Origin of the sequence: Deinococcus arcticus (assembly GCF_003028415.1) — a bacterium.
GTDB lineage: Bacteria > Deinococcota > Deinococci > Deinococcales > Deinococcaceae > Deinococcus > Deinococcus arcticus.
This window is the reverse complement of sequence record NZ_PYSV01000001.1, coordinates 415,265-438,591: the sequence shown is the minus strand read 5'-3', so window position 1 is coordinate 438,591 and position 23,327 is coordinate 415,265. Positions and strand designations below refer to the sequence as shown.

The following is a 23,327-nucleotide window of genomic DNA, read 5'->3' as shown; positions in this document are numbered from 1 at the left end:
GCAGCCGGTTCTTCTGCCAAACGAAAAGCCGCCCCGGGGGTGGGGCGGCAGGCGAAGAAGGGCGGTGTTCAGGCCTTGGCTGGCATGCCCGTCTTGCGGCGCTGCTTCCATTCTTCCAGGAAGACCACCAGCGGCGAGACGATGTACATGCTGGAGTACGTGCCCACCAGGATGCCCACGAGCAGCACGAACGCGAAGTCGCGCAGCACCGGCCCGCCGAAAATCAGCAGGGTCAGCAGCGGCAGCATGGTGCACACCGAGGTCATCAGGGTGCGCGAGAGCGTCTGGTTGATGCTGGCATTCACAATCTCGCGGTAGGACTTGCCCCGCATCTCCTTGAGGTTCTCGCGGATGCGGTCCGAGACGATAATCGAGTCGTTGAGCGAGTAACCGATCAGGGTGAGCAGCGCGGCCACGCTGGCAATGGAGAATTCCAGGTTCAGCAGCGTGTACAGGCCCAGCACGATGCCCACGTCGTGCGCCACGGCCAGCACGCTGCCGATGCCCATGGTCAGGTCGAAACGGAAGGCCACGTACACCAGAATCAGGCCCAGGCCCAGCAGCATGGCGTAGATGGTCTTCTCGGTCAGCTCGCGGCCCACGGTGGGGCCCACGGTCTCAAAGGACTGCACCTCACCCTGCGGCAGCGCGGTGATGCCGGCCGACAGGCGCTTGATCTGATCGGTGCCCAGTTCCGGCACCTTCACGGTGTAGGCCGCGCCCTCGATCCCGGGCACCACCACGCGCTGAATGGTCGCGTTCTGCGCCGTCACCTGGGCCACGCCCGCGCCTGTGACGGCGGCGCGCACCTGTTCAGTGGTGGTGGCGGCGCTGGTTTTCACGGTCAGGGTGGTGCCGCTGGTGAAGTCCACGCCAAAGTTCAGGCCCTTGGTCAGCAGCAGAGCGCCGCCGCCGATGGCCAGCAGCACGCTCAGCGTGGAAATGATCGGCGCCGGCTTGATGAAGTCAAAACGCGGCTCGCGGAACCACTGCGGCGCGCTCATGTTGGGCCGGCGCTGCGCCAGCCACTGGATAAACCACTTGCCGAATACCAGGTTCGAGAAGGTGGAGGCCACCACGCCAATCATCAGCGTGACCGCAAAGCCCTTCACGGCGCCCGTGGAGTAGTTGTACAGCGCCAGCGCCGAGAGCAGCTGCGCGGTGTTCACGTCCAGAATGGCCGACGTGGAGTGGTTGTAGCCCCCGCCAATGGCATTCTTGATGCCCTTACCCCGGCGCAGCTCTTCCTTGATGCGCTCGAAGGACAGCACGTTGCCGTCCACCGCGCCGCCGATGGTCAGCACCAGCCCCGCGATGCCCGGCAGGGTGAGTGTGGCGCCGAAGCCTGCCAGCAGGCCCAGGATGATGATGGCCGAGAAGATCAGGCCCAGCGCGGCCACCAGACCGAACCAGAAGCCGTAGTACACGAACAGCAGCACAAAGATCAGCGCAATCCCCGCCAGCGAGGCCAGCGCGCCGCTGCGAATGGCGTCGGCGCCCAGGGTGGGCCCAATCGAGCGCTCGGCCTCGGTGCGGATCTTGATGGGCAGCGCGCCTGACTTGAGCACCAGGGCGAGCTGATTGGATTCCTCGGCGCTGAAGTTGCCGGTGATCTGCACGTCGCGGAAGAGGCGCTGCTGAATGGTGGCCACCGACTGAATCTGGTCGTCCAGCACCACGGCCATCAGCTTGCCCACGTTCTTGCCGGTGAAATCGCCAAAGGTCTGCGCGCCCTTGTCGGTGTTCTGGAAGGTCACCACCCAGCGCCCCGACTGCGGATCGGTGGCGGCCTGCGCGTCCCGGATGACCTCACCGGTGGCCTGCACCGGCCCCAGCTGCGCCAGCGTGTAGCCCCCGCTGCGCGGGTTGCGCTGCAAGAGCGCCTGATCCGGCTGCACGCCGTCTTGCACGATGCGGAATTCCAGCCGCGCCGTCTGCTTGATGATGGTGCGCGCCCGGTCCTGCACGGCGGGGGTGGCGCCCGGGATCTCCACGACCACGCGCTTGCCGCCTGCAATGGTCACGGTGGGCTCGGCCACGCCCAGGGCGTTGATGCGGTTCTCGATGACCGTTTTCACGCGGTCGAGTTCTTCACGGGTGGCCGCGCCACTCTCCGGGGCCAGCTCAATGCGCAGGCCGCCCTTGAGGTCCAGCCCCAGCGTCATGAACTGAAACTTGTCGTCCCACAGGCTCCACAGGTTGTCCTGGTGCTCCCAGGGACGCCAGATGTACAGCAGGCTGGCCAGCAGGGTCAGCACGAGCAGCAGGCCCGTCCAGGGGTTGGGCCGGCTGGCGGTGGGGGCGCGTTTGGCCGGGGGGCGGCGCCCATCTTTGTTGCGGTTATTGCCGTAGGTCACAGAAAAAACTCCAGAAGGGTCAGACCAGAGTGGTCAGAGAAGAGACGAGGCGGTGAAGGGGGCACAAAGCCCGGAGCGGCCAAGCAGGTGGGGCGCTACCCGCCGTCGGTCTGGCGGCGGCCCAGTTCGCTCAGCCCGGGGCGGCGCGCGGGCATGTCCCAGACCGGCGCTGCTGGCGCGGGCGCCGGTGGCACTGGTGGCAACCACACCGGCTCCGGCGGCGTGCCGGCGGTCATGGGCACCGGCGCCCCGGGTGCGGGGGCCGGGCGCAGTTCGGGCAGGGCAGAGGTCACGCGCCCGGCCGCGCTCAGGCCGCCGCTGTCGGGGGGCGGCGGCGGCGCCGCCCCCAGCAGCACCGCCAGCAGGGACAGCAGCGAGACAACCCCGGGCCACGCGCGCGCCGCCGGGCGCCACGTGCTCAGAAAGGTCATCGGGTCTCGCAAGGCGACCCAGGATAGCGCAACGGGCCTTTAGCCGCGACTTAACCGCCCAGCTGCACACTGCGCCCGTGGTGAACCGCCCAGGGCCACCACAGCCGCTCTTGTTGATTCCCCCTCTCTTCCTGTGCCAAGGAGCCTGACATGAAACGAATTCCCCTGATCGCCCTCGCTGCCCTGCCCCTGACCGCTGGCCTGGTCCTGGCCGGCAGCGGGAGCACTGCCCAGACCCCGCCGACGTCCCAGAGCACCCAGTCGGCCCCTGCGCCGCGCACTGCGTCCGGCACGGCGTACCACACCGTTTTTCTGCAGAAGCTGGCCGCGCAGCTGGGCATCACAGCGGAGAAGCTGCAGGCCGCCGCTGTAGCCGCCGGCAACGCCACCATTGACCAGGCCGTGAAAGCCGGCGATCTGCCCAGTGACCACGCCGCCGAGATGAAGCGCCACCTCCAGGAGCGCCCCCTGGGCTTTGGTGGGCGGGGCTTCGGTGGGCCCGGCGGCCGGGGCATGCGCGGCCACGACCATGATCACGGCCCGCGCGGCGCCCTGCCCGGCACCCAGGGGCAGGCGGCCCCCATCACCCAGTCCCCCAGCGGCACGTAGCGCCCTGACCAAACAGGAGAGCGGCGGCGGGGCACAAGCCCTTTGCCGCTGCTCTCCTGTTCCCGGCTGATACGGACTGCCGTCCATTTCCGTACCATCCGGGAAGAAGGGGGATGTTCCGCTCCTACGGAGCCTTTCAGGTCCAATTCCCGGAAATCCGCCTTCTTTCCTGCTCCCTCTGGTCGGAAAAGTTCCGCAACGTGTTACGGAACTTTTCGGAACCCGTATTACTTCAGCAGCTGCCGGCTGATCACCACACGCTGAATCTCGTTGGTGCCCTCGTAAATCTGATTGAGCTTGACGTCGCGCAGCAGCTTTTCCACGGGGTACTCGCCCACGTAGCCGTAGCCGCCGTGAATCTGAATGCCCTCGTTGGCGGCACTGAAGGCCATCTCGCTGCAGTAAGCCTTGGCAATGGCGCTTTCAAAGCCGTGCGGCAGGTCCTGGTCCACCAGCCACGCGGCCTTCTGGTACATCAGCCGCCCGGTTTCGATGCCCATGGCCATCTCCGCCAGCTTGAACTGAATGGCCTGAAAGGTGGCAATCGGCTTGCCGAACGCCTCGCGCTCCTTGGCGTACTTGATGCTCTCTTCCATGGCCCGCCGCGCAATGCCCACCGAGCCGGCGGCCACTGGAATACGGGTTTTGTCCAGCGTCTTCATGGCAATCTTGAAGCCGTCGCCCAGTCCGCCCAGCTGGTTGGCGCGCGGCACCCGCACGTTCTCGAACACCAGTTCACTGGTCAGAGAAGCGCGCTGGCCCATCTTGTGTTTAATCTTGTTCCACGAGAAGCCCGGCGCGTCCCTGGGCACCACCAGCGCCACAGTCGCCCGGTGCCCCCCCTGCTTGTCGGTGGTGGCGAAGACCACAGTGAAGTCAGCCAGCCCGCCGTTGGAAATCCACATCTTGGTGCCATTGAGCACCCACTCGTCGCCGTCCAGCACAGCGGTGGTGTGCATCCCGGCTGCGTCCGAGCCGTTGTTGGGCTCGCTCAGGGCAAAGGCAGCCAGCCCGGCCTTCTCGGTCAGCGGCCCCAGAAAGCGCTTCTGCTGCTCCTCGGTGCCGCCAATGAGCACCGGGGCAATGCCCAGCTCAGAGGCCATCAGGACGGTGTAGATGCCCATGCAGCCGTAGGCCAGTTCCTCGCCAATCAAGCACTCGTCGAACATGCCCAGGCCCAGGCCGCCCGCGTGCTCGGGAATGCTGGGGTTGAGCAGGCCCACTTCAAAGGCCTTTTCCACGACCTGCCAGGGCAGTTCTTCCTTCTGGTCGTACTCGGCGGCAATCGGAATGATCTCCTTGCGCGCAAAATCGCGGGCCAACTGCTGCAGCTGGCGTTGTTCATCGGACAGGGTGAAATCCATGCGAGGCTCCTTGCACGCGGCGCCCAGGCGCGGGCACCGGAGGGTTTGAACTGGGTTCAATCTATCAGGGAAGGGCCCGGGGCGGCAGCTGGCAAGGAGCCACAAAATTCACGTACAGGCAAAATCGTGAATCTCTTCACTTACTGACACTGAGAAAAGGGGCGGAGTCTAGTCCGCCCCCGGGTGGCTTACGCCTGGGGTTGCTGCATCTGGGGCACAAAGCCTTCCAGCGCCGCGTAGTCGTCCTGGAAGTGCATCAGCACGCCGCCAAACAGCGTGTCGAAGGTTTCCTGGGGCATCTCGGCCAGGGTGGGGTAGAAGCCCACGTACTCCAGCCACACATTGCCGTCGGCGTCAATGCTGCGGGCAAAGGCGCGCTCGCGGTTGCGGTCGTTGAGCATGTTCACAACTTCCGTGCGGCGTTCGGCGCCGTACTGCTTCTGGGTCACGCAGGTGATTTCCAGACGGCTGGTGTTGTTCGGGCCGTCGTTCACGCTGACCAGCACGGCCGCGTCGCCCATCTCGAAGCGCCAGCCCATGCGAATGAAGCGCTGGCCGTTGTTCTCTTCCATGTCCAGCTGGACTTCCTTGTCCTTCAGGTACTTCGCCAGGGTGTCCAGGGTCAGCAGCGCCGTTTCCATCGTCATTGAAACCATCCTCCTCGGTGGGTGAAGCACATCAGCAAATCGTCTGTCTGTGGTTGAAACCCGGCGCGATTCTAACACCCGCCCGGGGCCGGCTGGGGCTCAGGGCCGGCGCAGCACCGTCAGGGTGACGGGCGCCACGCCCTCACTCAGAATCCCCAGCGCGGCGGCTGCCTCGTCCGAGAGGTCAATAATTCGCGCGCTGTTGCCGAAGGGCCCCCGGTCATTGATCAGCACGTCCACTGTGCGCCCGGTGCGGGCATGGGTCACCCGCACCCAGGTGCCAAACGGCAGGGTCAGGTGCGCGGCGGTCATGACCGTGCGGCTGTCGCGCCGCCCGCCGTAGTACACCGCCTGCCCACGCTGAAATACCGCCGCCGGGGCCGGCGTGCTCTGTGCGCTGGCTGGCCGCGCCGGAATCTGGGCCACTGCGCTGCCTGCTGTGTTGAGCCCCGTTCCGGGCAGCTGCACCGTGGCCCCGGCCCGCAGGAGCCCGCCGCCCCCGTTCAGGGCCTGCAGGGCCGCCACGCTGACGCCGCTGCGCCGCGCGAGGCTCCACCACGTGTCGCCCGGCTGCACCCGGTAGGGCAGGGCCCCCGCCGCCCCCAGCAGCGCGCACGCCAGCAGCGCCGCCGCTCTCAAAGCCGCTCCTTCTCGCTGTGGCTCAGTACCTCGTACCCCTCGTCGGTCACCAGCACCAGATCCTCAATGCGCACGCCGCCCACCCCGGGCAGATACGCGCCGGGCTCAATGGTGATCACCATGCCTGAGCGCAGCACGTCCTCGCTGACCTTGCGCAGCCCGGGCCCTTCATGCACGTTCAGGCCAATGCCGTGGCCCAGCGAGTGCGCGAACGCCTCGCCCAGCCCATGCCCGGTCAGCAGGTCGCGCGCCAGTGTGTCCAGGTCGGCCGCCCGCACCCCGGGGCGCACGGCGGCCACCGCCGCTTCCTCGGCTTCCAGCACCGCGCGGTACACGCGGCGCAGTTCCTCGCCGGGTTCGCCCACCGCCACCGTGCGTGTCATGTCACTGTTGTAGCCGCGCAGGCGCGCGCCCATGTCCACCGTCACCAGCTCGCCGTCCCCGATGATGCGCGCTGAGGCCACCCCGTGCGGCATCGCCCCGCGCGGCCCGCTGGCCACGATCACGTCAAACGCCACGGTGGCCCCCGCCCGGCGCAGCCGCGTTTCAATCTCAATGGCAATGTCCAGTTCCCGCACGCCAGCCCGGATAAGGGGGCGCACCTCCGCGAACACCTGATCGGCCAGGGTCTGCGCGTCGCGGATCGCTTCAATCTCCACCGCTGTTTTCACCATGCGCAGCTCGCGCAGCAGCGGGCCCAGCGGCTGCAGTGTGGTGTCCGGCCAGGCGCCGCGCAGTTCATCCAGGGCCGCCACTGTCAGGTGCTCGGCCTCGAAGCCCAGGCGCAGCCCCGCCACCTGTGCGGCGGCGTGTTCCAGCGTCTCCGGCGGGCGCGCGATAAAGGTGGGCAGGCGCGTTTCCTCGCCGGCCTGCACCTCATAGCGGGCGTCGGTATAGAGCGTCACGCCGCCCGGGGTGAGCAGCAGCTTGGCGTCGGCGCCGCTCGTAAAGCCGCTCAGCAGCCGGATATGGGCCGGATCGCTGATCCACGCGCCCTCTAAACCTGCCCCCGTCAGCGCCAGGCGCATCTGTTCCAGTTGAGTCATGACCGGCCCACGGTAACACGGCCCGGCGCCGCCGCCAGTTGTCCCCGGTCAGGGGACAGCCGGGCCGGGGCAATGCACACTGCGCTTATACTCATCTCTTGGGACAAACGAATCAGGGCTCACAGTCTGGGCCCCCACGCCCCCAAGGAGGGATCAGTCGTGAAACTTCACGAATACCAGGGTAAGGAAATTCTGCGCCAGTTCGGCGTGAACGTTCAGGAAGGCAAGGTCGCCCGCACCCCCGACGAGGTGCGTCAGATCGCCCGTGAATACGGTCAGCCGGTAGTCGTCAAGGCCCAGGTGCACGTGGGCGGGCGCGGCAAGGCGGGCGGCGTGAAGTTCAGCCCCACCGAAGACAAGGCGTTCGAGAACGGCGAAAAGATTCTGGGCATGGACATCAAGGGCCTGACCGTGAACAAGGTTCTGGTCACCAAGGCCGTGGACATTGACGCCGGCACCGAGTACTACGTCGGCATGATCGTGGACCGCAACGTCCAGAGCTACACCCTGATGGCCTCCGCCGAGGGCGGCATGGAAATTGAGGAAGTGGCGGAAGCCACCCCCGACAAGATCATCAAGCACCGCGTTGATCCCGTGACTGGCCTGCGCCCCTATGAGGCGCGCGAAGTCGCCATCAAGGCCGGCTTTAAAGGCAACCTGAACAAGATTGCCGACATGATGGTCAAGATGAGCGAGGCCGCCCTCAAGCGCGACGCCGTGCTGGTCGAGATCAACCCCCTGTTCGTGGGCCCCGACGGCAACCCGCTGGCCCTGGACACCAAGTTCGAGATTGACGACAACGCCATGTACCGCCACAAGGACCTGGCCGACTGGCGCGAACTGGAAGCCGAGCACCCCCTGGAAATTGAAGCCAGCAAGTACGGCTTCGCCTACGTCAAGCTCGACAACGGCAACGTGGGCGTGCTGGGCAACGGCGCGGGCATCGTGATGACCTCGCTGGACGTGGTCAACCGCGCCGGGGCCAAGCCCGCCAACTTCCTGGACATTGGCGGCGGCGCCAAGGCTGAAGTCGTGTACAACGCGGTCAAGCTGGTCAGCAAGGACACCGATGTCAAGGCTATCTTCATCAACATCTTCGGCGGCATCACCCGCGCCGATGAGGTGGCCAAGGGCGTGATTCAGGCCCTCAAGGAAGGCATCCTGACCAAGCCGGTGCGCATGCGCATCGCCGGCACGGCCGAGGACGAGGCCAAGGCGCTGCTGGCGGAAGTGAACAGCCCGCTCATTCAGATGTACCCCACCATGTTCGAGGCCGCCGATGAGGCTGCCAAGGAAGCCAACGCTGCGGAGGCCAAATAATGGGCATTCTCGTTGACAGGAACTCCAAGGTCATTGTGCAGGGCATGACCGGCCGTGAGGGTGCGAGCCACAGCCGCGCCATGAAAGAATTTGGCACCCAGGTCGTGGCGGGCGTGACCCCCGGCAAGGGCGGCACCGACTTTGAAGGCTGGCCCATCTACAACTCGGTGGCCGAGGCCAAAGAGAAGCACGGCGCCAACGTGTCCATTATCTTCGTGCCCCCGGCCGGCGCCGCGGACGCCGTGCTGGAAGCCGCCCACGCCGGTATGCCCCTGATCGTGCTGATCACCGAGGGCGTGCCCACCGTGGACATGATGCGCGCCGTGCAGGAAGTCAAGGCGCTGGACGCCGATAACCGCGCCGCTGGTGGTCAGGGCATTCGCCTGATCGGCGGCAACTGCCCCGGCCTCGTGACCAACGGGGAAGCCAAGATTGGCATTATGCCCAACAAGATCTACGCGACCCCTGGCCGCATTGGTCTGATCAGCCGCTCGGGCACCCTGACCTACGAGGCCGCCAAGCTGCTGAACGACGCCGGCATGGGCACCAGCACCACCGTGGGCATCGGCGGCGACCCGGTGATCGGTACCACCTTTGCTGACGTGCTGCCGCTGTTCGAGGCCGACCCGGACACCGACGCCGTGGTGGTCATCGGTGAAATTGGCGGCGCCGACGAGGAAGCCGCCGCCGAGTACATCGCCTCCAGCATGAAAAAGCCCGTTGTGGCCTTTATCTCAGGCCGCAGCGCGCCTGCGGGCAAGCGCATGGGCCACGCCGGCGCCATCATCATGGGCAACGTGGGCACCCCCGAGAGCAAGCTCGCCGCCTTTGGGGCCGCGAACGTGCCGGTGGCGGATACCATGCCCGAGATCGTGGAACTGGTCAAGCAGGCGCTGAACAAGTAAGTCGCTCGCTGTTGATCTTGAGATCAACCGAGCGGGCTGGAACAGCTGCGGCGCAGAGCGAGTCTCGAAAAAAGGACGTTGCACCGGGAGTGGAGACTTTGCGGTGCTCTCCTGCAAAGTCGTAACGTGAGGTGCAACGTCCTTAACTGCGCTGGGTGGGGAGGCGAGCCGGGGTCCGTTCCTGGCTCGCCTCCTCCCTTTTGCCCCTCCATCCGGTGAAGGGCCCGTCAGCTTGCGTCACCCGTCCGTCAGCCCGGCGCGTACACTGAAGGCATGACCCCGCGTGCTCTTTTCTCTCTGACTCTTCTGCTCGCGGCCCAGGCGTCGGCCCTGACCATCCAGGGCACCGTCGAGGGCGCGGCGGGCAGTGACCTGCGCGTGGCGGCCGTGGTGGTTAACCCCTTTGGCCAGGCCGTGCAGGAGGTGTCCAGCGTGCCGGTGGAGGGGGGCCGCTTCCGCCTGGAACTGCCCACCACCGCCCCCACCGCCCGCGCCCAGGTGGCCCTGAGCCCCCAGAACGTGAACTGGCCCGGCGTAATTGACCCCATTCAGGTGAGCGGGCAGGCCCAGGTGGCCGAGCTGAAGTTCTACACCTACCGCGACCTGAACAACAACGGCCGCCGCGATGAGAACGAGGCCCTGCGGGACGTGACCCCCGAAACGCCCCGTGGCAACCTCTTTGTGGCCTGGGTCAACACCGACGTGACAGTCAAAGCCAACCGGGGCTATGAAGCCGCCTTCAAACGCGGCTGGAACGCCTTTCTGGTGGATGTGGGCCGCGCCGTGAAGGTGCAGCCCTTCACCGATACCACGGTGGTCACTGTGAGACTGGCCCGGTAGAACGTGGGGCCAGAACAACTCAGCCGGGGCGGCCGATGAATGGCCGCTTTTTGCTGCGGGGCCTGTGCCCCATCCTGGCTTCTTGAAAGAAGAGGGAACAAATAAAAACCTCACGATCTGGAATAATCGTGAATCTATTCACTAGTAATTCTTTGATCTTCCTTTCTTCGACAGGGGACACAGCATGCATTGACTGGTCCCCTGTCCCGCCACCACACGCCAGCCCCTCTACTGTGCGGTTCGCTCGTAGGCCTGCAGGTATTGCGGCACGATCAGGCGGGGGTGAAAGCGGTTGACCGCCGCGTGCCGCCCGGCGGCGCCCATCTGCCGGTACACTTCCCGGTTGCGCAGCACCCGCAGGGCCGCGTCAGCCATGTGGTCCACATCGCCTACCTCGGCCAGGAAGCCGGTCACTCCCTCTTCCACCACCTCGGGAATGCCCCCGGCGCGCGCTGCCACCACCGGCACCTCACAGCTCATGGCTTCCAGCGCGGCCAGCCCGAAGCTCTCCTGCTGACTGGGGAGCAAAAAGAGGTCGCTGATGCCCAGCACCGTCTCCACATCGGGAAAGGAGCCCAGGAAGTGGGTGCGGCCAAGGACGCCCAGCGCCTGCGCCAGTTCAAAGGCGCGCGGGCGCTCCGGGCCGTCACCGATCATCAGCAGGCGGGCCGGGATCTCGCTGGCCACCCGGGCAAACACCTGCACCACGTCCGCCGCGCGCTTGACCGGGCGGAAGTTGCTCACATGTACCAGCAGCGCCTCGTCGGGGTGGGCAAAGCGGGCCCTCACGGCAGGGTCTGTCACGCGCACGAAGCGGTCACTGTCCACGAAATTGTGAATCACCTCGATGTCGCGGTCCACCCCGAACACCTCGCGCGTGTGTTCGGCCAGATAGTGCGACACCGCCGTGACATGATCGCTGCGCTCGATGGCGTGGCGCGTGGTGTGCCGGAACGCCGGTTCCAGGCCCACCAGGGTCACGTCGGTGCCGTGCAGCGTGGTCATCACCCGCGAGCGCCCCGTGATGGCGCGGGCGTGAATGGCCGCCGTGGCATGGGGAATGGCGTAATGCGCGTGGGCGAGTTCCACGCCCTGCTCCAGAATCACCTCGGTCAGGGTGTTGGCGGCGGCCAGTTCCGGGTAGGGCTGGTCAAAGAGCGCGTAGGCGTACCCACTGACCTGATGAAAATACGGCCCGCGCAGGCCGCCGTGGCCCGTCAGGCGAAATGGCTGGGCCGAGCCCACAAAATGCACCTCGTGCCCGGCGCGCGCCACCTGCAACCCCAGTTCGGTGGCCACCACCCCCGAGCCCCCGGCGCTGGCATGACACAGCACGGCGACTTTCACAGGCGCTCCAGACGAACAGGCGAGCAGGCAGAAACGAGCAGGTTCATGGGTGCGAAGTATAGTCGCCGGTTCACCGGCCTATCGTCTCAGGTCTCGCCCAGCACCGTCCAGCGCCTCACCCCGAAAAAGACCCTCTGACACAACTCTGACAGAAATGCGCGGCCCCGTTAAGACGCGGGGGGCAATCAGGGGCAAAGGGAGATACTTCACAACGGCGCGGGTATGAAGCGCCTAAAACAGGGTTCATGATTGCCGTCGTCACCGATTCCACCTGCGATTTGCACCCCGACCAGGCCAGAGGACTGGGCATCCATGTGGTGCCGCTGCAGATCACCATGCAGGGGCGCACGCTGCTCGACTGGCAGGAGATTGACCCCGACGCGGTGTATGACCATATGCGCGCTGGTGGCGAGGCCACCACCACCCCAGTGCCGGCCACCACCTTCGCTGACCTGTACCGCACCCTGCTCAAAACCCATGATTCGGTGCTGAGCGTGCATCTCTCGGGGCAGCTGTCTGAAACGTTCAAGCACGCCCAGCAGGCGGCGGCCAGCCTGGGCGAGGGCGGGCGCGTGCTCGTGGTGGACACCGAGGTGGCTGGCGCGCCCCTGGCCGAGATTGCCATGGCGGCCAGCGCCGCAGCCCAGGAGGGCGCCGACCTGAAAACCGCTGCGGCCCGCGCGCAGGCGGTGGGGCAGTCCCTGTACGCTGAGATGAGCGTGGCCTCGCTGGAATACCTGCGCCGGGGCGGGCGCATCAGCCGCGCGCAGGCGTTCTTTGGCAACATGCTGGGGGTGCGCCCCATTCTGGAATTTGACCAGGGCAAACTGAAAGCCGCTCGCCGCGCCAAGGTGGATCAGGCCGCCGGCGATATGCTGGCCAGCCTCAAGGCCCGATTTGGCGATACTCCGGTCAGCGCCACCATCATGCACGCGGGGCGCGACTCTGCCCGCATCAGCGCCCTGCGCAGCGCCATGGCTGCCAGCGGCCTGAACGTGCAAAAGGGCCGCGTGCAGCTGATGGGCCCCGTGATCGGCGCCCACGTGGGCCCCGGCACCTTCGGCTTCTTGGCCGTGCCTCTGAGCTAAGGATCTCGCCCCTCCCATCGCAACGGTTCAGAAGGGCGCAGTAACGTCTCCATTCCCGGGGCGAAGCACTTATTTCGAGACTCGCTCTGCGGCGCCGCTGTCCCAGCCCGCTCGGTTGATCGGGGGCTTGGCAGTGAACGACTGAAAGGCCAGAATTTGAGAGGAGGAAGCGGTGGCTTTCCTGCCGTTTCCTCCTCTGTTTGCACGGTCCAAGAGGATCGGCCTCATGTTCGCGCCTTCGGGCCGGTCCAGGTTATCCTGAGTTCGTCCCGCTTGGTCCCTCCCAGATCGGCTGTGCTTCGCGGCAGAACATTGAGCCTACTGAGCGGTGTCTTGCTCCTGCCGCGCGCCCACGATGACCGCCAGGCCCAAGACAGGCAGGCCCACCAGTAAAGTCGCGGTGATCCAGACCGCTGCGGGGGCAAGCAGACTGGCCAGCATCACCAGGGCGCCCAGCAGCGTCCAGGCCTGACCCAACCGCCGCAGGGTGGCCCGGCTCAGGCGCGGTCCATTCAGCGCTGAGGGCCCGGACGCCCCCAGTGCTGGGCCCACCAGCAGGAACAGCAGCCCCAGGGTGCCCATCGTGACCCGGAAGCTGTTCCACCCAAAAGCCTGCGCCGCCACGTCGCCCAGTGCCATCAGGCCCAAGCCCAGTACCACTGCCTTCAGCAGCGGCTGGCTGGTGGACCCGGCCCGGGCCGCCGCAAGCACCACCAGCGCCCCAAACAGCAGGCTCCCGGGCAGGACCAACAGGGCTTGCGCAGGACTGCCCCAGCGGTCAGGCTGGCCCGCGGCGTTCCAGTGCACCGGCACCCGCTCCGGTTGGCGCGGCAGGGCCCAGGCGGCCAGTGCGAAACTGACTCCAAAGGGCAGGAGGAGCAGCCACAGGGGAAGAGCACCCAGAAGCCTGGGCAGTCCAGAGGCGGGTGGCGTCCGGTCAGGTCGCGTCATGCCCCCACCCCCACACCAGCCGCACTGCGCCGCTCATCCTGGCCCCACGGGCGACCGCAACTCGCTTCTGGGCGCTGCCATCCGGGCCTGCACGGTGTCGGCAAAGGGGCGGGCGGCCAGAATCTGAAGCACATCGCCGGCCTGAAGGCGGGTGTCGCCACGGGGAATGATGTACTCGTCCTCGCGGCAGATCAGCACGATCAGGGCCTCGGCGGGCAGCCCCAGGTTCAGAATGCGGCGCCCCACAAAGCCAGAGGTTGCGGGCACGGTGATTTCAATCAGGTCGTTCTTGCCCGCGCCGGTCGGCGTATATTCCAGGGGCATGACCGAGGGGCCGTCCAGCGGCGCGCCAACCCCCAGCCAGCGCGCCACAAAGGGCAGCGACGTGCCCTGCACCAGAATGGACACCAGCACCAGAAAGAACGCCACGTTCAGCAGCAGCGGCGCTCCAGGCACGCCCGCAATCACGGGGAAGGTCGCCAGCACCACCGGCACGGCGCCGCGCAGACCCACCCACGCCACCATAGTTTTGTGCGCCAGCGGCATCCGCACGCCCAGCAGGCTGAGATACACCGCTGCCGGACGGGCCACGAACACCAACACCGCCGCCAGCAGCAGAGAAGGCGCGGCCACCGCAGGCAGCTGTGTGGGAAAGACCAGCAGGCCCAGCAACAGGAACATCCCCACCTCCAGCAGATACGTCAGGCCCTCGTGGAAATGCCGCAGCGAGCGCTTATGAACAAAGTCGCTGTTGCCCAGCACCACCCCGGCGATGTACACCGCCAGCAGGCCGCTGCCGTGCACGGCCGCCGTCAGGCCGTAAATCACTGCCACGATGGCCACTGTCAGCACCGAATACAGCCCTTCCAGGGGCAGGCGCACGCGGTTGATGAGGGGAACCGCCAGCCGTCCCAGGCCGTAGCCAAGCACGCCGCCCAGCGCCATCTCCTCGGCAAACTTGACCAGCAGGTCCAGAGGCGATTTCTCGGGGTGCAGCGCCATCGCGGTCAGGCCAATGACCAATACAACAGCGGTGGGGTCGTTGATGCCCGACTCGAACTCCAGCATGGGCCGGATGTTGCCCTTCAGCCCCAGGGCCCGCTCCTTGAGCACCGAGAAGACGGCGCTGGCGTCAGTGGGAGCCACAATGGCGCCCAGCAGCAGGGCCACCACCCAGGGCAACCCGAAGAGGGAATGGGCCGCCGCCCCCACGATGCCCGTGGTCAGGACGACCCCCACTGTGGCCAGTGAAATCCCGGACCACAGCACCGGCCGGGTGGTGCGCCAGTTGGTTTCCAGCCCCCCGGTAAACAGAATGAAAGCCAGGGCGATGATGCCCACGAACTGGGTGACTTCGTAATTTTCAAACGCGATGCCGCCTGGGCCGTCACTGCCCGCCAGCATGCCGATAATCAGAAAAAGAAGCAGCCCGGGCAGGCCCAGGCGGCCACCCACCTTGCTGGCGATCAGGCTCAGCAGCAGCAGGCCGCCTCCTACAAGCAGAATCAGTCCAGTGTTCAAAAGGATCGTCTCCTTGAAAAAAATGTCAGCAGGCGAAAAGGAAAAATCAGAAAAAGAAGGGCAAAAAGATGAGACAGGAGGGCAGGGAAAGACCCCCGATCAGGACTGGGATTTTTCAGGCTCGGCGTGAAACTCACGCTCGATAAATGCCTGAAGCGCTTCTCGAAAGGCGTCGCCTTCAGTGGGCAGCTTGGCGGTCTGGGCCGCGTCGCGAATGGCGGCAGACAGCAGCTGCGCGGCGGCGCGGGTTCGCGTGGCGTCCATCAGTTCGGCCAGTTGCGCCAGCCAGAACGCGTCGGGCGCACTCAGGCGCAGCGTCACCTTGCTTTCGGGCAGATCGCCCTCGATGCCGCGAGCGGCCCTCTCCTCCAGAACCGTCTGAATCAGGGTCTGAACCCGGGACATGCTTCGTGTGGCCATAGAACCTCCTGCCAACAGATTACCATTTTGCTGGCAACTTGCCATTTCTTAGGTAAATCTTGCCAGCAAAAACTGTTCAGTGTTCTGTTTATTTGCTGGCTCTGTCTTGATGGGCTCTGCGCCGACAGAGCCTGGCGATGACCTGAAAAAACCGCCCAGGCTCTTCGCCGGGCGGCTCCAACAGGCAGAGGTGTTGGCTGTGCTCGGGCGGGGTGGGGAGCAGCCAATCCTGCTTCCCACCCCGCCCTCACACTCAGTTGTGGCTGACGACCTCCAGCTTCTCCAGGTAGGCCGTGCCGCCTTCAACCTCGGCCGCAAAGCCATCGGCCACGCCAAACACCAGCGTTTCCGCCAGCGTCTCACTCATCAGGTATTCCTGCCACGCCTCGGCGGCTTCGCGGGCGTCGCCGCTCAGCTCCAGATGCAGGGCAATGCGGTCCTGCACCTCAAAGCCCGCCTTCTTGCGCGCGTCCTGCACGCCGCGCACCAGGTCGCGTGCCAGCCCTTCCAGTTCCAGCTCGCGCGTCAGTGTGGTGTCAAAGGCCACCAGGTAGCCGGCTTCCTCCTGGGCGGCAAAGCCCTCTGGCGACTGGGCGTCCACCAGCACCTCGTCCGGCCCCAGCTCAAAGCGCTCGCCGGTGGGCGCCACCACCTCAAACTGCTTGCTGTCACGCACAAAGCGGGCGACTTCACTGGCGTCCGCTGCCCCCAGGGCGGCGCGCACCTGGGGCACGGCCTTGCCAAATTTCTTGCCCAGCACCGGCAGATTCGGGCGCAACTGGTAGCGCACCAGTTCCGTGAACTGGTCCATCAGCTCGACCTCTTTCACGTTCAGCTCTTCCTTGATCTGCTCGGCAAAGCGGCCCAGGGCCGCTGTCTGCTCGGCGGTGCGCGCCCGCACCATCACCTTGGGCAGCGGCTGGCGCTGGCGCAGCCCGGTCTGCCCACGCACCGCCCGGCCCAGGCTGACCACGCGCAGCACGGCGTCCATTTCATTCACCAGCGTCGGCGCCGAGAGGGCCTCGTCCACCACCGGCCAAGCGGTCAGGTGCACGCTGTCCGGCGCCCCGGGGTCCAGCGAGCGCACGAGGTTGCCATACAGCGTCTCGGCCAGGAACGGCGTGAAGGGGGCCGTGAGCGTGGTCACCGTCACCAGCGCAAAGTGCAGCGTGGCGTAGGCGTTGTGGTCCACCTGTCCGCCCTCGCCCCAGAAGCGCCGGCGGTTGCGCCGCACGTACCAGTTGCTCAGGTCTTCCACCACAAAGTCCTGCAGCGCGCGGCTGGCCCCGGTGGGATCGTAGTTCTCCAGGCGTTCGGTCACCGCAGCGATCAGTGCCTGCACCTTGGCCACCAGCCAGCGGTCCACCTCCGGGCGCTCGGCCACGGGGGCGGCGGCCCCCAGGTCCGGGCGGTCCAGATTCGCGTACAGCACGAAAAAGGAGTAAGTGTTCCACAGCGTCAGGAAGTAGCTGCGGAAGGCCTCGCCCACCAGATTCATGCCGAAGCGGCGGCTGAGTTCGGGCGGCGCACTGACATACATGTACCAGCGCGCGGCGTCGGCGCCGTACAGCTCGAACACATCCCAGGGGCTCACGATGTTCCCCTTGCTCTTGGACATCTTGGCGCCCTTCTCGTCCAGAATGTGCCCCGAGCAGATCACAGACTTGTACGCCACCGAGTCAAAGACCATGGTGCCGATCTGGTGCAGGCTGTTAAACCACCCCCGCGTCTGGTCAATGGCCTCCGCGATGAAGTCGGCGGGAAAGCCGCCCGCCTCGAACTTCTCCCTGTTCTCGAAGGGATAGTGGTGCTGCGCAAAGGGCATGGCGCCCGAGTCGTACCACACGTCCATCACGTACGGTACGCGCCGGAAGGTCTTGCCGCTGACCTCAAAGGTGATGTCGTCCACAAACGGGCGGTGCGGATCAAAGTCGGGGCCCGTCACCTCCGGGCGCCCACTCAGCTCACTCAACTCGGCGTAGCTGCCCACCACGCGGTACTCGCCGTCCTCGGCCTCCCACACCGGCAGCGGCGTGCCCCAGTAGCGGCTGCGCGACACGTTCCAGTCAATCAGGTTCTCCAGCCAGCCCCCGTAACGCCCATTGCGGATGTGCGGCGGGTGCCAGTCAATGGTCTGGTTCAGCTCGATCAGCCGCGCCTTGAGGCGGGTGTTGTTCAGATACCAGCTCTCGGTGGCGTAGTACATCAGCGGGGTGCCGCAGCGCCAGCAGTGCGGATAGGCGTGCAGGAAGTTCTTTTCCCGCCACATCAGGCCCCGGGCGCGCAGATCACGCACGATCTCGGTGTTCGCGTCGCGGAAGAACACCCCCTTCCACGGCCCGAATCGGTGCTTGCCCTCGCTGTCCACGCCCACGACCACCGGAAAGCCGTAGTTGCGCGCCAGGCGCATATCGTCCTCACCGAAGGCCGGCGCCGTATGCACGATGCCGGTGCCGTCGGAGTCGCTCACATAGGTGTCCAGCCCGCTCAGCCACACCGGCTTGCCCTCGCCCTCGGCCTCGTAGGCTTCGGTAAACAGCGGCTCATAGGCCACACGGTCCAGCTCGCGGCCCACGAAGGTCTTCACCACCTCGGCGGCCTCGCCCAGCACCTCATTTTTCAGGCTGGCGGCCAGGATGAGAACAGCGCCTTCTTTATCCTTCGCCGCCACGTACGTAAAGTCCGGGTGGATCGCCACGCCCACGTTGTAGGGCAGCGTCCATGGGGTGGTCGTCCAGACCAGGAACGCGGCGCCCTCCGGCAGATCCAGGCGGGCAGGGTCCTTCAGCCGGAACGGCACGTACACGCTGGGGTCCTGAATATCCCTGTAGCCCTCACTGACTTCCGCATTGGACAGCGTGGTGCCGTCTTTGGGACAGTACGGCGCCACCCGGAAACCCTTGTACAGCAGCCCCTTCTCGTCCAGCCCCTTGACGCTCCACCACACGCTCTCGATGTAATCCTTGTGAAGCGTCAGATACGCGTCGTCTAAGTCCACCCAGTAGCCCATGCGCTCGGTGAAGCGGCGCCACTCGGCCTCGTACTCGAACACGCTGGCGCGGCACTCGGCGTTAAAACGGTCAATGCCGTAGGCTTCCACCTCACGCTTGGAGTTCAGGCCCAGCTTCTTTTCCACGCCCAGTTCCACCGGCAGGCCGTGGGTATCCCAGCCCGCCTTGCGCGGCACATGGTGGCCCTGCATGGTGCGGAAGCGCGGAAACAGGTCCTTGAAGCTGCGGGCCTGCACGTGGTGCACGCCGGGCTGCCCGTTGGCGGTGGGCGGCCCCTCGTAGAAGGTAAAAACCGGCCCCCCCTTGGTCTGTTCCAGCGAGCGCTCAAAGATGCGCCCCTCCTTCCAGAAGGCCAGGATGTCGCCTTCCATGGCGGGAAAATTCGGGTTTTGCGGCACGGGTTTAAAGGTGGTCATAGAGGCTCCGAGGAAAGGGGAGAGGTGAAGGGGCACTGGGCGGGAAAAGCGGGGATCACCCGCGTCCGAATCTGCACTTGAAGCTGCGCTGTGGTCATGCCTTCACCTCCAGGAACAAGCAAAAAATCAGAACAAGCCAAAAACGGCGCGTCTCAGCTGATGTGCTGGGACGCGCCGCTCAGAGCGTGTGCGTGGTACCACCCAACTTCGCCGCCGGGGGCGGCCTCGTTGCGGCCCTCTGCCGGGGGGTGTCCGGGTGGGTCTAGTTGGCCTTCGTGAATTGCCGTGAAGGGCCTTTCTTCCACCGGCGCGGGAGGTGATCTTCGGCGGTGCGGCTGGCTGCCCAGGCTCTCACCGTCCCTGGCTCGCTGCGTGCTGCCCTGCACCCCTACTGTCCTCTCGGTCGCCCTTGCATGTCTCCACCCCACTGCTGGCGGTGGCCTCTCATGGTAGGCCGCGGCAGGGGGCGTGGTCAATCTGGCCGGCCGGCCGCGCCGGGACAGGGTATGCTCGACCCCTGCGCTCCTCTTGACCGCCCCACCTTTCTCACCCCGCGCATGTGTTTTTCGCCCGCAGGTGTATACAATCGCTTTCAGGGAGAACGGTTTATGGAATTCTTTATCGATACGGCCATCACGGACGAGATCCGCGAAATCAACCAGTGGGGCGTCCTGGCGGGCGTCACCACCAACCCCAGTCTGATCGTGGCCTCCGGGCGCGACTTCCGCGAAGTGGTGCAGGAGATCGCGGCCCTGGTTGGCGGCGCCATCAGCGCTGAAGTCACGGCCCTGGATGCGGAGGGCATGATCACCGAGGGCCGCGACGTGGCCCAGTGGAGTGAGCACGTTGTGGTGAAGCTGCCCCTCACGCCCGCTGGCCTGCAGGCCTGCAAGACGCTGACGAACGAGGGCATCCGCACCAACGTGACCCTGTGTTTCAGCGTGCCCCAGGCCCTGCTGGCCGCCCGCGCGGGCGCCACCTACATCAGTCCCTTTGCCGGACGCGTGGACGACATCGGCTGGGACGGCACCGAGCTGATTCGCCAGATCAAGGAAGCCTACGTGCTGGGCGGCATTGACACCAAGGTGCTGGCCGCCAGCATCCGCCACCCCACCCATGTGGTGCAGGCCGCCCTGGCCGGCGCCGACGTGGCCACCATTCCCTACAAGGTCTTTACCCAGATGATCAAGCACCCCCTGACCCAGGCGGGGCTGGACGGCTTCATGAAAGACTGGGCAAAGCGCGCCGGGGCCAGCCCGGAAACGCCGGCCAGTGAAGCCGGCACCAACCCGGCCAGCGGCGGCGTGACCGAGCAGGGAGGCCGCAAGCAGTGACGGAACCGAGTGGGGTCTTGCCCTTCCACGAGTTGCAGCAGAAGATTCTGCCTGAACTGCACCTGCTGGCGGCTGGGTACGGCATCGAGAATTACCGCAAGCTGAAAAAAGACGCCCTGGCCTTTGCCATCATGGAGCGCCAGGCCGACGCCGAGGGCCAGCTGCTGGCGCGCGGCTACCTGGAAATCAGCGCCGACGGCTACGGCTTCCTGCAGGCCGATCTGCTGGACCCGCAGAGCCGCACGGTGCTCGTCACGGCCGGCATCATCAAGCAGTTTCACCTGCGCACGGGCGACGAGATTATTGGCCGCGCCCGCAAGCCGCGTGAAAACGAACGCTACGGCTCGCTGGTGCAGGTCGAAGCCGTCAACGGCCTGGACCCCGACACCGCCCGCCGCCGCCCCCGGTTCGACGACCTGACCCCCACCTTCCCTGAAGCCCAACTGGTGCTGGAAGACCCTGCCATGGGCGAGGGCCTGTCGCTGCGTGTGGTGGACCTGCTCGTGCCCATTGGGCGCGGGCAGCGCGCCCTGATCGTGGCGCCGCCCAAGGCCGGGAAAACCACGCTCCTCAAGAAGATTGCCAATTCCATCGTCAAGAATTACCCCGACGTGACGGTGATGGTGCTGCTGGTGGACGAGCGCCCCGAGGAAGTCACTGACTTCCGCGAGAGCGTGCAGGGCGCGCAGGTCATCGCCAGCACCTTTGACGAGCCCCCGCAGCACCACGTGCGCGTGGCCGAGTTCGTGCATGAACGCGCCCGCCGCATCGTGGAAGAGGGCGGCCACGTGGTGATTCTGCTGGATTCCATCACCCGGCTGGCCCGCGCCAACAACCTCGTGACCCCGCCCACCGGGCGCACCCTCTCGGGGGGTCTGGACAGCAACGCGCTGCACTGGCCCAAGCGCTTTCTGGGCGCGGCGCGCAACATCCGCGAGGGCGGCAGCCTGACCATCCTGGCCACCGCCCTGGTAGAAACCGGCAGCCGCATGGACGACGTGATCTTCGAGGAGTTCAAGGGCACCGGCAACGCCGAACTGGTGCTGTCGCGCCGCCTGGAAGAGCGCCGCATCTTCCCGGCCCTGGACATCCTGAAATCCGGCACCCGCCGCGAGGAACTGCTGCTGCAGCCCGACGTGCTGAAGAAGATGTGGCTGCTGCGCAAGGTGATCAGTGATATGGACCCGGCCGACGCCATGGAAATGCTGCTGTCGCGCATGGGCAAAACCCGCAACAACGTTGAATTCCTGCAGGGTCTGGCCGGCGGCTAGTCCCAGCTCTCGTTTCTCTCCGGAGTCTGCTCTTGTTTCGATCCCGTTTTCCTGGTGGCCTGCGTGTGGCCGCCCTGTGTGCCCTGCTGGGCCTGGCCAGTGCCCAGAGCACGCCCCTGCTTCCCCCCCTGGGCGCTCCACTGACCCCGGTGCTGGCGCCCGCCCCCGACGTGGTGCTGACCCGCGACACCGGCGAGCGCGCCCTGCAACTGGTGACGGACGGCCGCACCACCCCCGCGCAGCTGGCGCGGCGCTACGGCGTGCCCCCCGCCCACCTGACCCTGGTTGGCCGCCACCCGGGCGCGCGCACCTGGCACCTGGCCCTGCCCAGCGCCGTGGCCGAACGCGCCCCCGAGCGCCCAGATTCGGTTCTGAGCTACCGCGTGCGCCCCGGCGACACCATGGCGGGCGTGGCCGCACGCTTTGGCCTGCCGCTGGTGGACCTGCTGGGCATGAACCTGGACCGCACCAGTCTGGACCGTCTTGTGCCCGGCACCCGGCTGAACGTGCCCACCGGTCCCCGGGGCCTGCTGGTGCGCATCAAACCCGGCCAGAATGCGCTGTCCCTGATTGCCGGCTACCGCGCCGATCTGGTCGAAACCGCCCGCGCCAACGACGTGCTGCCCACCGAGTTGCAGGTGGGCGATGAGCTGCTGCTGCCCGGCATCCGCGCGACCGGCTTCGCCCAGCAACTGGCCCAGCGGCGCGAGGCCGAACGCCGCGCCGCCCTGATCGCGCAGCGGCAGGCCCAGTACGAGCGCTTTCTGACCTGGAAAAAGGGCCGCGAGCGCGCCCGCCTGGAAGCCCGCTACGCCGCCCAGGCGAAATACGAAGAGTACCTGGCCTGGAAAAACAGCCCCGAGCGGCAGGCCCGCATTCAGGCCTACGAGCGGCAGGCCCAGTACGAGGCCGCGCAGGCCGCCGCCCAGGCCCGTGCCCGCGCGGCGGCCACTGCCCGCGCCGTATCGGCTGCGCCCACCACCCGCGCCGCCGCCACCGGCAGCCGCTCGCTGGTGTGGCCCATGCGCAACTACCGACTGACCAGCCGATACGGCGAGCGCGACATCGAATTCCACCGGCAGGTGTTCCACGGCGGCATTGATCTGGCCGCACCCTACGGCACGCCCATTTACGCCGCCGCCGACGGCACCGTCTCGGAAAGCGGCTACGGGGACTACGGCCTGAATGTGTACACCCGCAGCGGCAACAGTCTGCTCATCTACGGCCACATGAGCCGCACGGCCGTGGCGGCCGGGCAGCAGGTCCGGCAGGGCGACCTGCTGGGGTATATCGGCTGCACCGGCATCTGCACCGGGCCCCACCTGCATTTCGAGGTGAGAGTATCCGGGCAGACGGTGGATCCGCTGGCGATCCTGCCATGACCGCACCCGGGGCAGCTCCCCTGCGCCTGCTTGTCGTGGATGACGAGGCGCAGATTCTGGAGTTGCTGGACCTGACCCTGAGCCTGCAGGGCTTTGACGTCACCACCGCCCCCAACGGCCCGGCGGCGCTGGAGGCCCTGCCGGGCTGCGCTCCGGACGTGATCGTGATGGACGTTCTGATGACCCCCTGGGACGGCTTTGAAACGGTGCGCCGCATGCTGGCGGCCGTGGGCCACACGCTGCCGCCCGTGGTGTTTCTGTCGGGCCTCGCGCGGCCCACCCCGCCCGACCTGGGCCCGCGCATTCAGGAGCATTACCTCCTCAAGCCGTTTCGGCCCTCGCAGCTGGTCGAGGCCATCCGGCGCGCCCACGCCGCCGGTGCCGGCTGGTCCCAGAACTGACTCTACCCCTCCCAAAACTGACCCCAC

General features: G+C 66.5%; 20 protein-coding genes. 9 read left to right on the top strand and 11 right to left on the bottom strand.

Annotation, left to right across the window (positions count from 1 at the left end; all coding sequences use genetic code 11):
• Positions 1–68: 68 nt before the first annotated feature.
• Positions 69–2,357, bottom strand: coding sequence for a protein translocase subunit SecD (secD, locus tag C8263_RS02030; RefSeq protein ID WP_107136404.1), 2,289 nt, complete (start codon positions 2,355–2,357; stop codon positions 69–71).
• Positions 2,358–2,452: 95 nt separating this feature from the next.
• Positions 2,453–2,800, bottom strand: a complete 348-nt coding sequence (locus C8263_RS02025; RefSeq protein WP_146160551.1) for a hypothetical protein — start codon at positions 2,798–2,800, stop codon at positions 2,453–2,455.
• Between the two features lie 138 nt (positions 2,801–2,938).
• Between C8263_RS02025 and C8263_RS02020 the strand changes: the two genes are divergently transcribed.
• Positions 2,939–3,397: a hypothetical protein gene (locus C8263_RS02020; RefSeq protein ID WP_107136402.1), complete on the top strand. Its 459-nt coding sequence runs from the start codon at positions 2,939–2,941 to the stop codon at positions 3,395–3,397.
• 227 nt (positions 3,398–3,624) lie between these two features.
• Here the strand turns inward: C8263_RS02020 and C8263_RS02015 are convergent, their stop codons facing one another.
• The 4 genes from C8263_RS02015 to C8263_RS02000 all read right to left on the bottom strand — a co-directional run bounded on the left by C8263_RS02015 (position 3,625) and on the right by C8263_RS02000 (position 7,093).
• Positions 3,625–4,761, bottom strand: a complete 1,137-nt coding sequence (locus C8263_RS02015; protein WP_107136401.1) for an acyl-CoA dehydrogenase family protein — start codon at positions 4,759–4,761, stop codon at positions 3,625–3,627.
• A 188-nt stretch (positions 4,762–4,949) separates the two neighbouring features.
• Positions 4,950–5,408, bottom strand: a complete 459-nt coding sequence (locus tag C8263_RS02010) for a YbjN domain-containing protein (RefSeq protein WP_107136400.1) — start codon at positions 5,406–5,408, stop codon at positions 4,950–4,952.
• Positions 5,409–5,507: 99 nt separating this feature from the next.
• Entirely contained in the window at positions 5,508–6,047 is a 540-nt protein-coding gene (locus tag C8263_RS02005; RefSeq protein WP_107136399.1) for an RlpA-like double-psi beta-barrel domain-containing protein, read from the bottom strand.
• Complete coding sequence (locus C8263_RS02000; RefSeq protein WP_107136398.1) at positions 6,044–7,093, bottom strand: M24 family metallopeptidase; 1,050 nt, start codon at positions 7,091–7,093, stop codon at positions 6,044–6,046. Before C8263_RS02000 ends, C8263_RS02005 begins: the two co-directional genes overlap by 4 nt.
• A 159-nt stretch (positions 7,094–7,252) precedes the next feature.
• On the opposite strand from C8263_RS02000, the gene sucC reads away from it, so the two are divergent.
• The 3 genes from sucC to C8263_RS01985 all read left to right on the top strand — a co-directional run bounded on the left by sucC (position 7,253) and on the right by C8263_RS01985 (position 10,158).
• A complete protein-coding gene (gene sucC / locus C8263_RS01995) occupies positions 7,253–8,413 on the top strand; it encodes an ADP-forming succinate--CoA ligase subunit beta (RefSeq protein ID WP_107136397.1) in 1,161 nt (386 codons plus the stop codon).
• Complete coding sequence (sucD, locus tag C8263_RS01990; RefSeq protein WP_107136396.1) at positions 8,413–9,318, top strand: succinate--CoA ligase subunit alpha; 906 nt, start codon at positions 8,413–8,415, stop codon at positions 9,316–9,318. Before sucC ends, sucD begins: the two co-directional genes overlap by 1 nt.
• Before the next feature lie 273 nt (positions 9,319–9,591).
• Complete coding sequence (locus C8263_RS01985; protein ID WP_107136395.1) at positions 9,592–10,158, top strand: hypothetical protein; 567 nt, start codon at positions 9,592–9,594, stop codon at positions 10,156–10,158.
• Between the two features lie 228 nt (positions 10,159–10,386).
• Here the strand turns inward: C8263_RS01985 and bshA are convergent, their stop codons facing one another.
• Positions 10,387–11,505 carry an N-acetyl-alpha-D-glucosaminyl L-malate synthase BshA gene (gene bshA / locus C8263_RS01980; protein ID WP_199188265.1) on the bottom strand — a complete coding sequence of 373 codons (1,119 nt, stop codon included), beginning with the start codon at positions 11,503–11,505 and terminating at the stop codon, positions 10,387–10,389.
• A 245-nt stretch (positions 11,506–11,750) separates the two neighbouring features.
• Here bshA and C8263_RS01975 point away from each other — a divergent pair, with 245 nt between their 5' ends.
• Complete coding sequence (locus C8263_RS01975; RefSeq protein ID WP_107136393.1) at positions 11,751–12,593, top strand: DegV family protein; 843 nt, start codon at positions 11,751–11,753, stop codon at positions 12,591–12,593.
• Between the two features lie 318 nt (positions 12,594–12,911).
• Here C8263_RS01975 and C8263_RS01970 read toward each other — a convergent pair whose 3' ends face one another.
• The 4 genes from C8263_RS01970 to ileS form a co-directional block, all read right to left on the bottom strand.
• Complete coding sequence (locus tag C8263_RS01970) at positions 12,912–13,544, bottom strand: DUF1648 domain-containing protein (protein WP_233218579.1); 633 nt, start codon at positions 13,542–13,544, stop codon at positions 12,912–12,914.
• Between the two features lie 33 nt (positions 13,545–13,577).
• Positions 13,578–15,065 carry a potassium/proton antiporter gene (locus C8263_RS01965; protein ID WP_107136392.1) on the bottom strand — a complete coding sequence of 496 codons (1,488 nt, stop codon included), beginning with the start codon at positions 15,063–15,065 and terminating at the stop codon, positions 13,578–13,580.
• A gap of 99 nt (positions 15,066–15,164) precedes the next feature.
• The gene (locus C8263_RS01960) at positions 15,165–15,485 is read right to left on the bottom strand and encodes a hypothetical protein (RefSeq protein ID WP_233218578.1); all 321 of its coding nucleotides are present in this window, start codon (positions 15,483–15,485) and stop codon (positions 15,165–15,167) included.
• A gap of 253 nt (positions 15,486–15,738) precedes the next feature.
• Positions 15,739–18,912 carry an isoleucine--tRNA ligase gene (gene ileS / locus C8263_RS01955; protein WP_107136391.1) on the bottom strand — a complete coding sequence of 1,058 codons (3,174 nt, stop codon included), beginning with the start codon at positions 18,910–18,912 and terminating at the stop codon, positions 15,739–15,741.
• A 608-nt stretch (positions 18,913–19,520) separates the two neighbouring features.
• Between ileS and fsa the strand changes: the two genes are divergently transcribed.
• The 4 genes from fsa to C8263_RS01935 are packed head-to-tail and all read left to right on the top strand — an operon-like array spanning position 19,521 to position 23,300.
• Positions 19,521–20,246 carry a fructose-6-phosphate aldolase gene (gene fsa, locus C8263_RS01950; RefSeq protein ID WP_107136390.1) on the top strand — a complete coding sequence of 242 codons (726 nt, stop codon included), beginning with the start codon at positions 19,521–19,523 and terminating at the stop codon, positions 20,244–20,246.
• Complete coding sequence (rho, locus tag C8263_RS01945) at positions 20,243–21,517, top strand: transcription termination factor Rho (protein WP_107136389.1); 1,275 nt, start codon at positions 20,243–20,245, stop codon at positions 21,515–21,517. Before fsa ends, rho begins: the two co-directional genes overlap by 4 nt.
• Positions 21,518–21,549: 32 nt before the next feature.
• On the top strand, positions 21,550–22,899 hold the full coding sequence (locus C8263_RS01940; RefSeq protein WP_233218577.1) for a peptidoglycan DD-metalloendopeptidase family protein: 1,350 nt from the start codon (positions 21,550–21,552) through the stop codon (positions 22,897–22,899).
• Positions 22,896–23,300, top strand: coding sequence for a response regulator (locus C8263_RS01935; RefSeq protein WP_107136387.1), 405 nt, complete (start codon positions 22,896–22,898; stop codon positions 23,298–23,300). Before C8263_RS01940 ends, C8263_RS01935 begins: the two co-directional genes overlap by 4 nt.
• Positions 23,301–23,327 lie beyond the last annotated feature (27 nt).

Coding starts and splice junctions, on each gene's coding strand:
- C8263_RS02020 (WP_107136402.1), top strand. CDS start 2,939: ATGAAACGAATTCCCCTGATCGCCCTCGCTGCCCTGCCCCTGACCGCT.
- C8263_RS02015 (WP_107136401.1), bottom strand. CDS start 4,761: ATGGATTTCACCCTGTCCGATGAACAACGCCAGCTGCAGCAGTTGGCC.
- C8263_RS02010 (WP_107136400.1), bottom strand. CDS start 5,408: ATGACGATGGAAACGGCGCTGCTGACCCTGGACACCCTGGCGAAGTAC.
- C8263_RS02000 (WP_107136398.1), bottom strand. CDS start 7,093: ATGACTCAACTGGAACAGATGCGCCTGGCGCTGACGGGGGCAGGTTTA.
- sucD (WP_107136396.1), top strand. CDS start 8,413: ATGGGCATTCTCGTTGACAGGAACTCCAAGGTCATTGTGCAGGGCATG.
- C8263_RS01985 (WP_107136395.1), top strand. CDS start 9,592: ATGACCCCGCGTGCTCTTTTCTCTCTGACTCTTCTGCTCGCGGCCCAG.
- C8263_RS01975 (WP_107136393.1), top strand. CDS start 11,751: ATGATTGCCGTCGTCACCGATTCCACCTGCGATTTGCACCCCGACCAG.
- C8263_RS01970 (WP_233218579.1), bottom strand. CDS start 13,544: ATGACGCGACCTGACCGGACGCCACCCGCCTCTGGACTGCCCAGGCTT.
- C8263_RS01960 (WP_233218578.1), bottom strand. CDS start 15,485: ATGGCCACACGAAGCATGTCCCGGGTTCAGACCCTGATTCAGACGGTT.
- ileS (WP_107136391.1), bottom strand. CDS start 18,912: ATGACCACCTTTAAACCCGTGCCGCAAAACCCGAATTTTCCCGCCATG.
- fsa (WP_107136390.1), top strand. CDS start 19,521: ATGGAATTCTTTATCGATACGGCCATCACGGACGAGATCCGCGAAATC.
- C8263_RS01935 (WP_107136387.1), top strand. CDS start 22,896: ATGACCGCACCCGGGGCAGCTCCCCTGCGCCTGCTTGTCGTGGATGAC.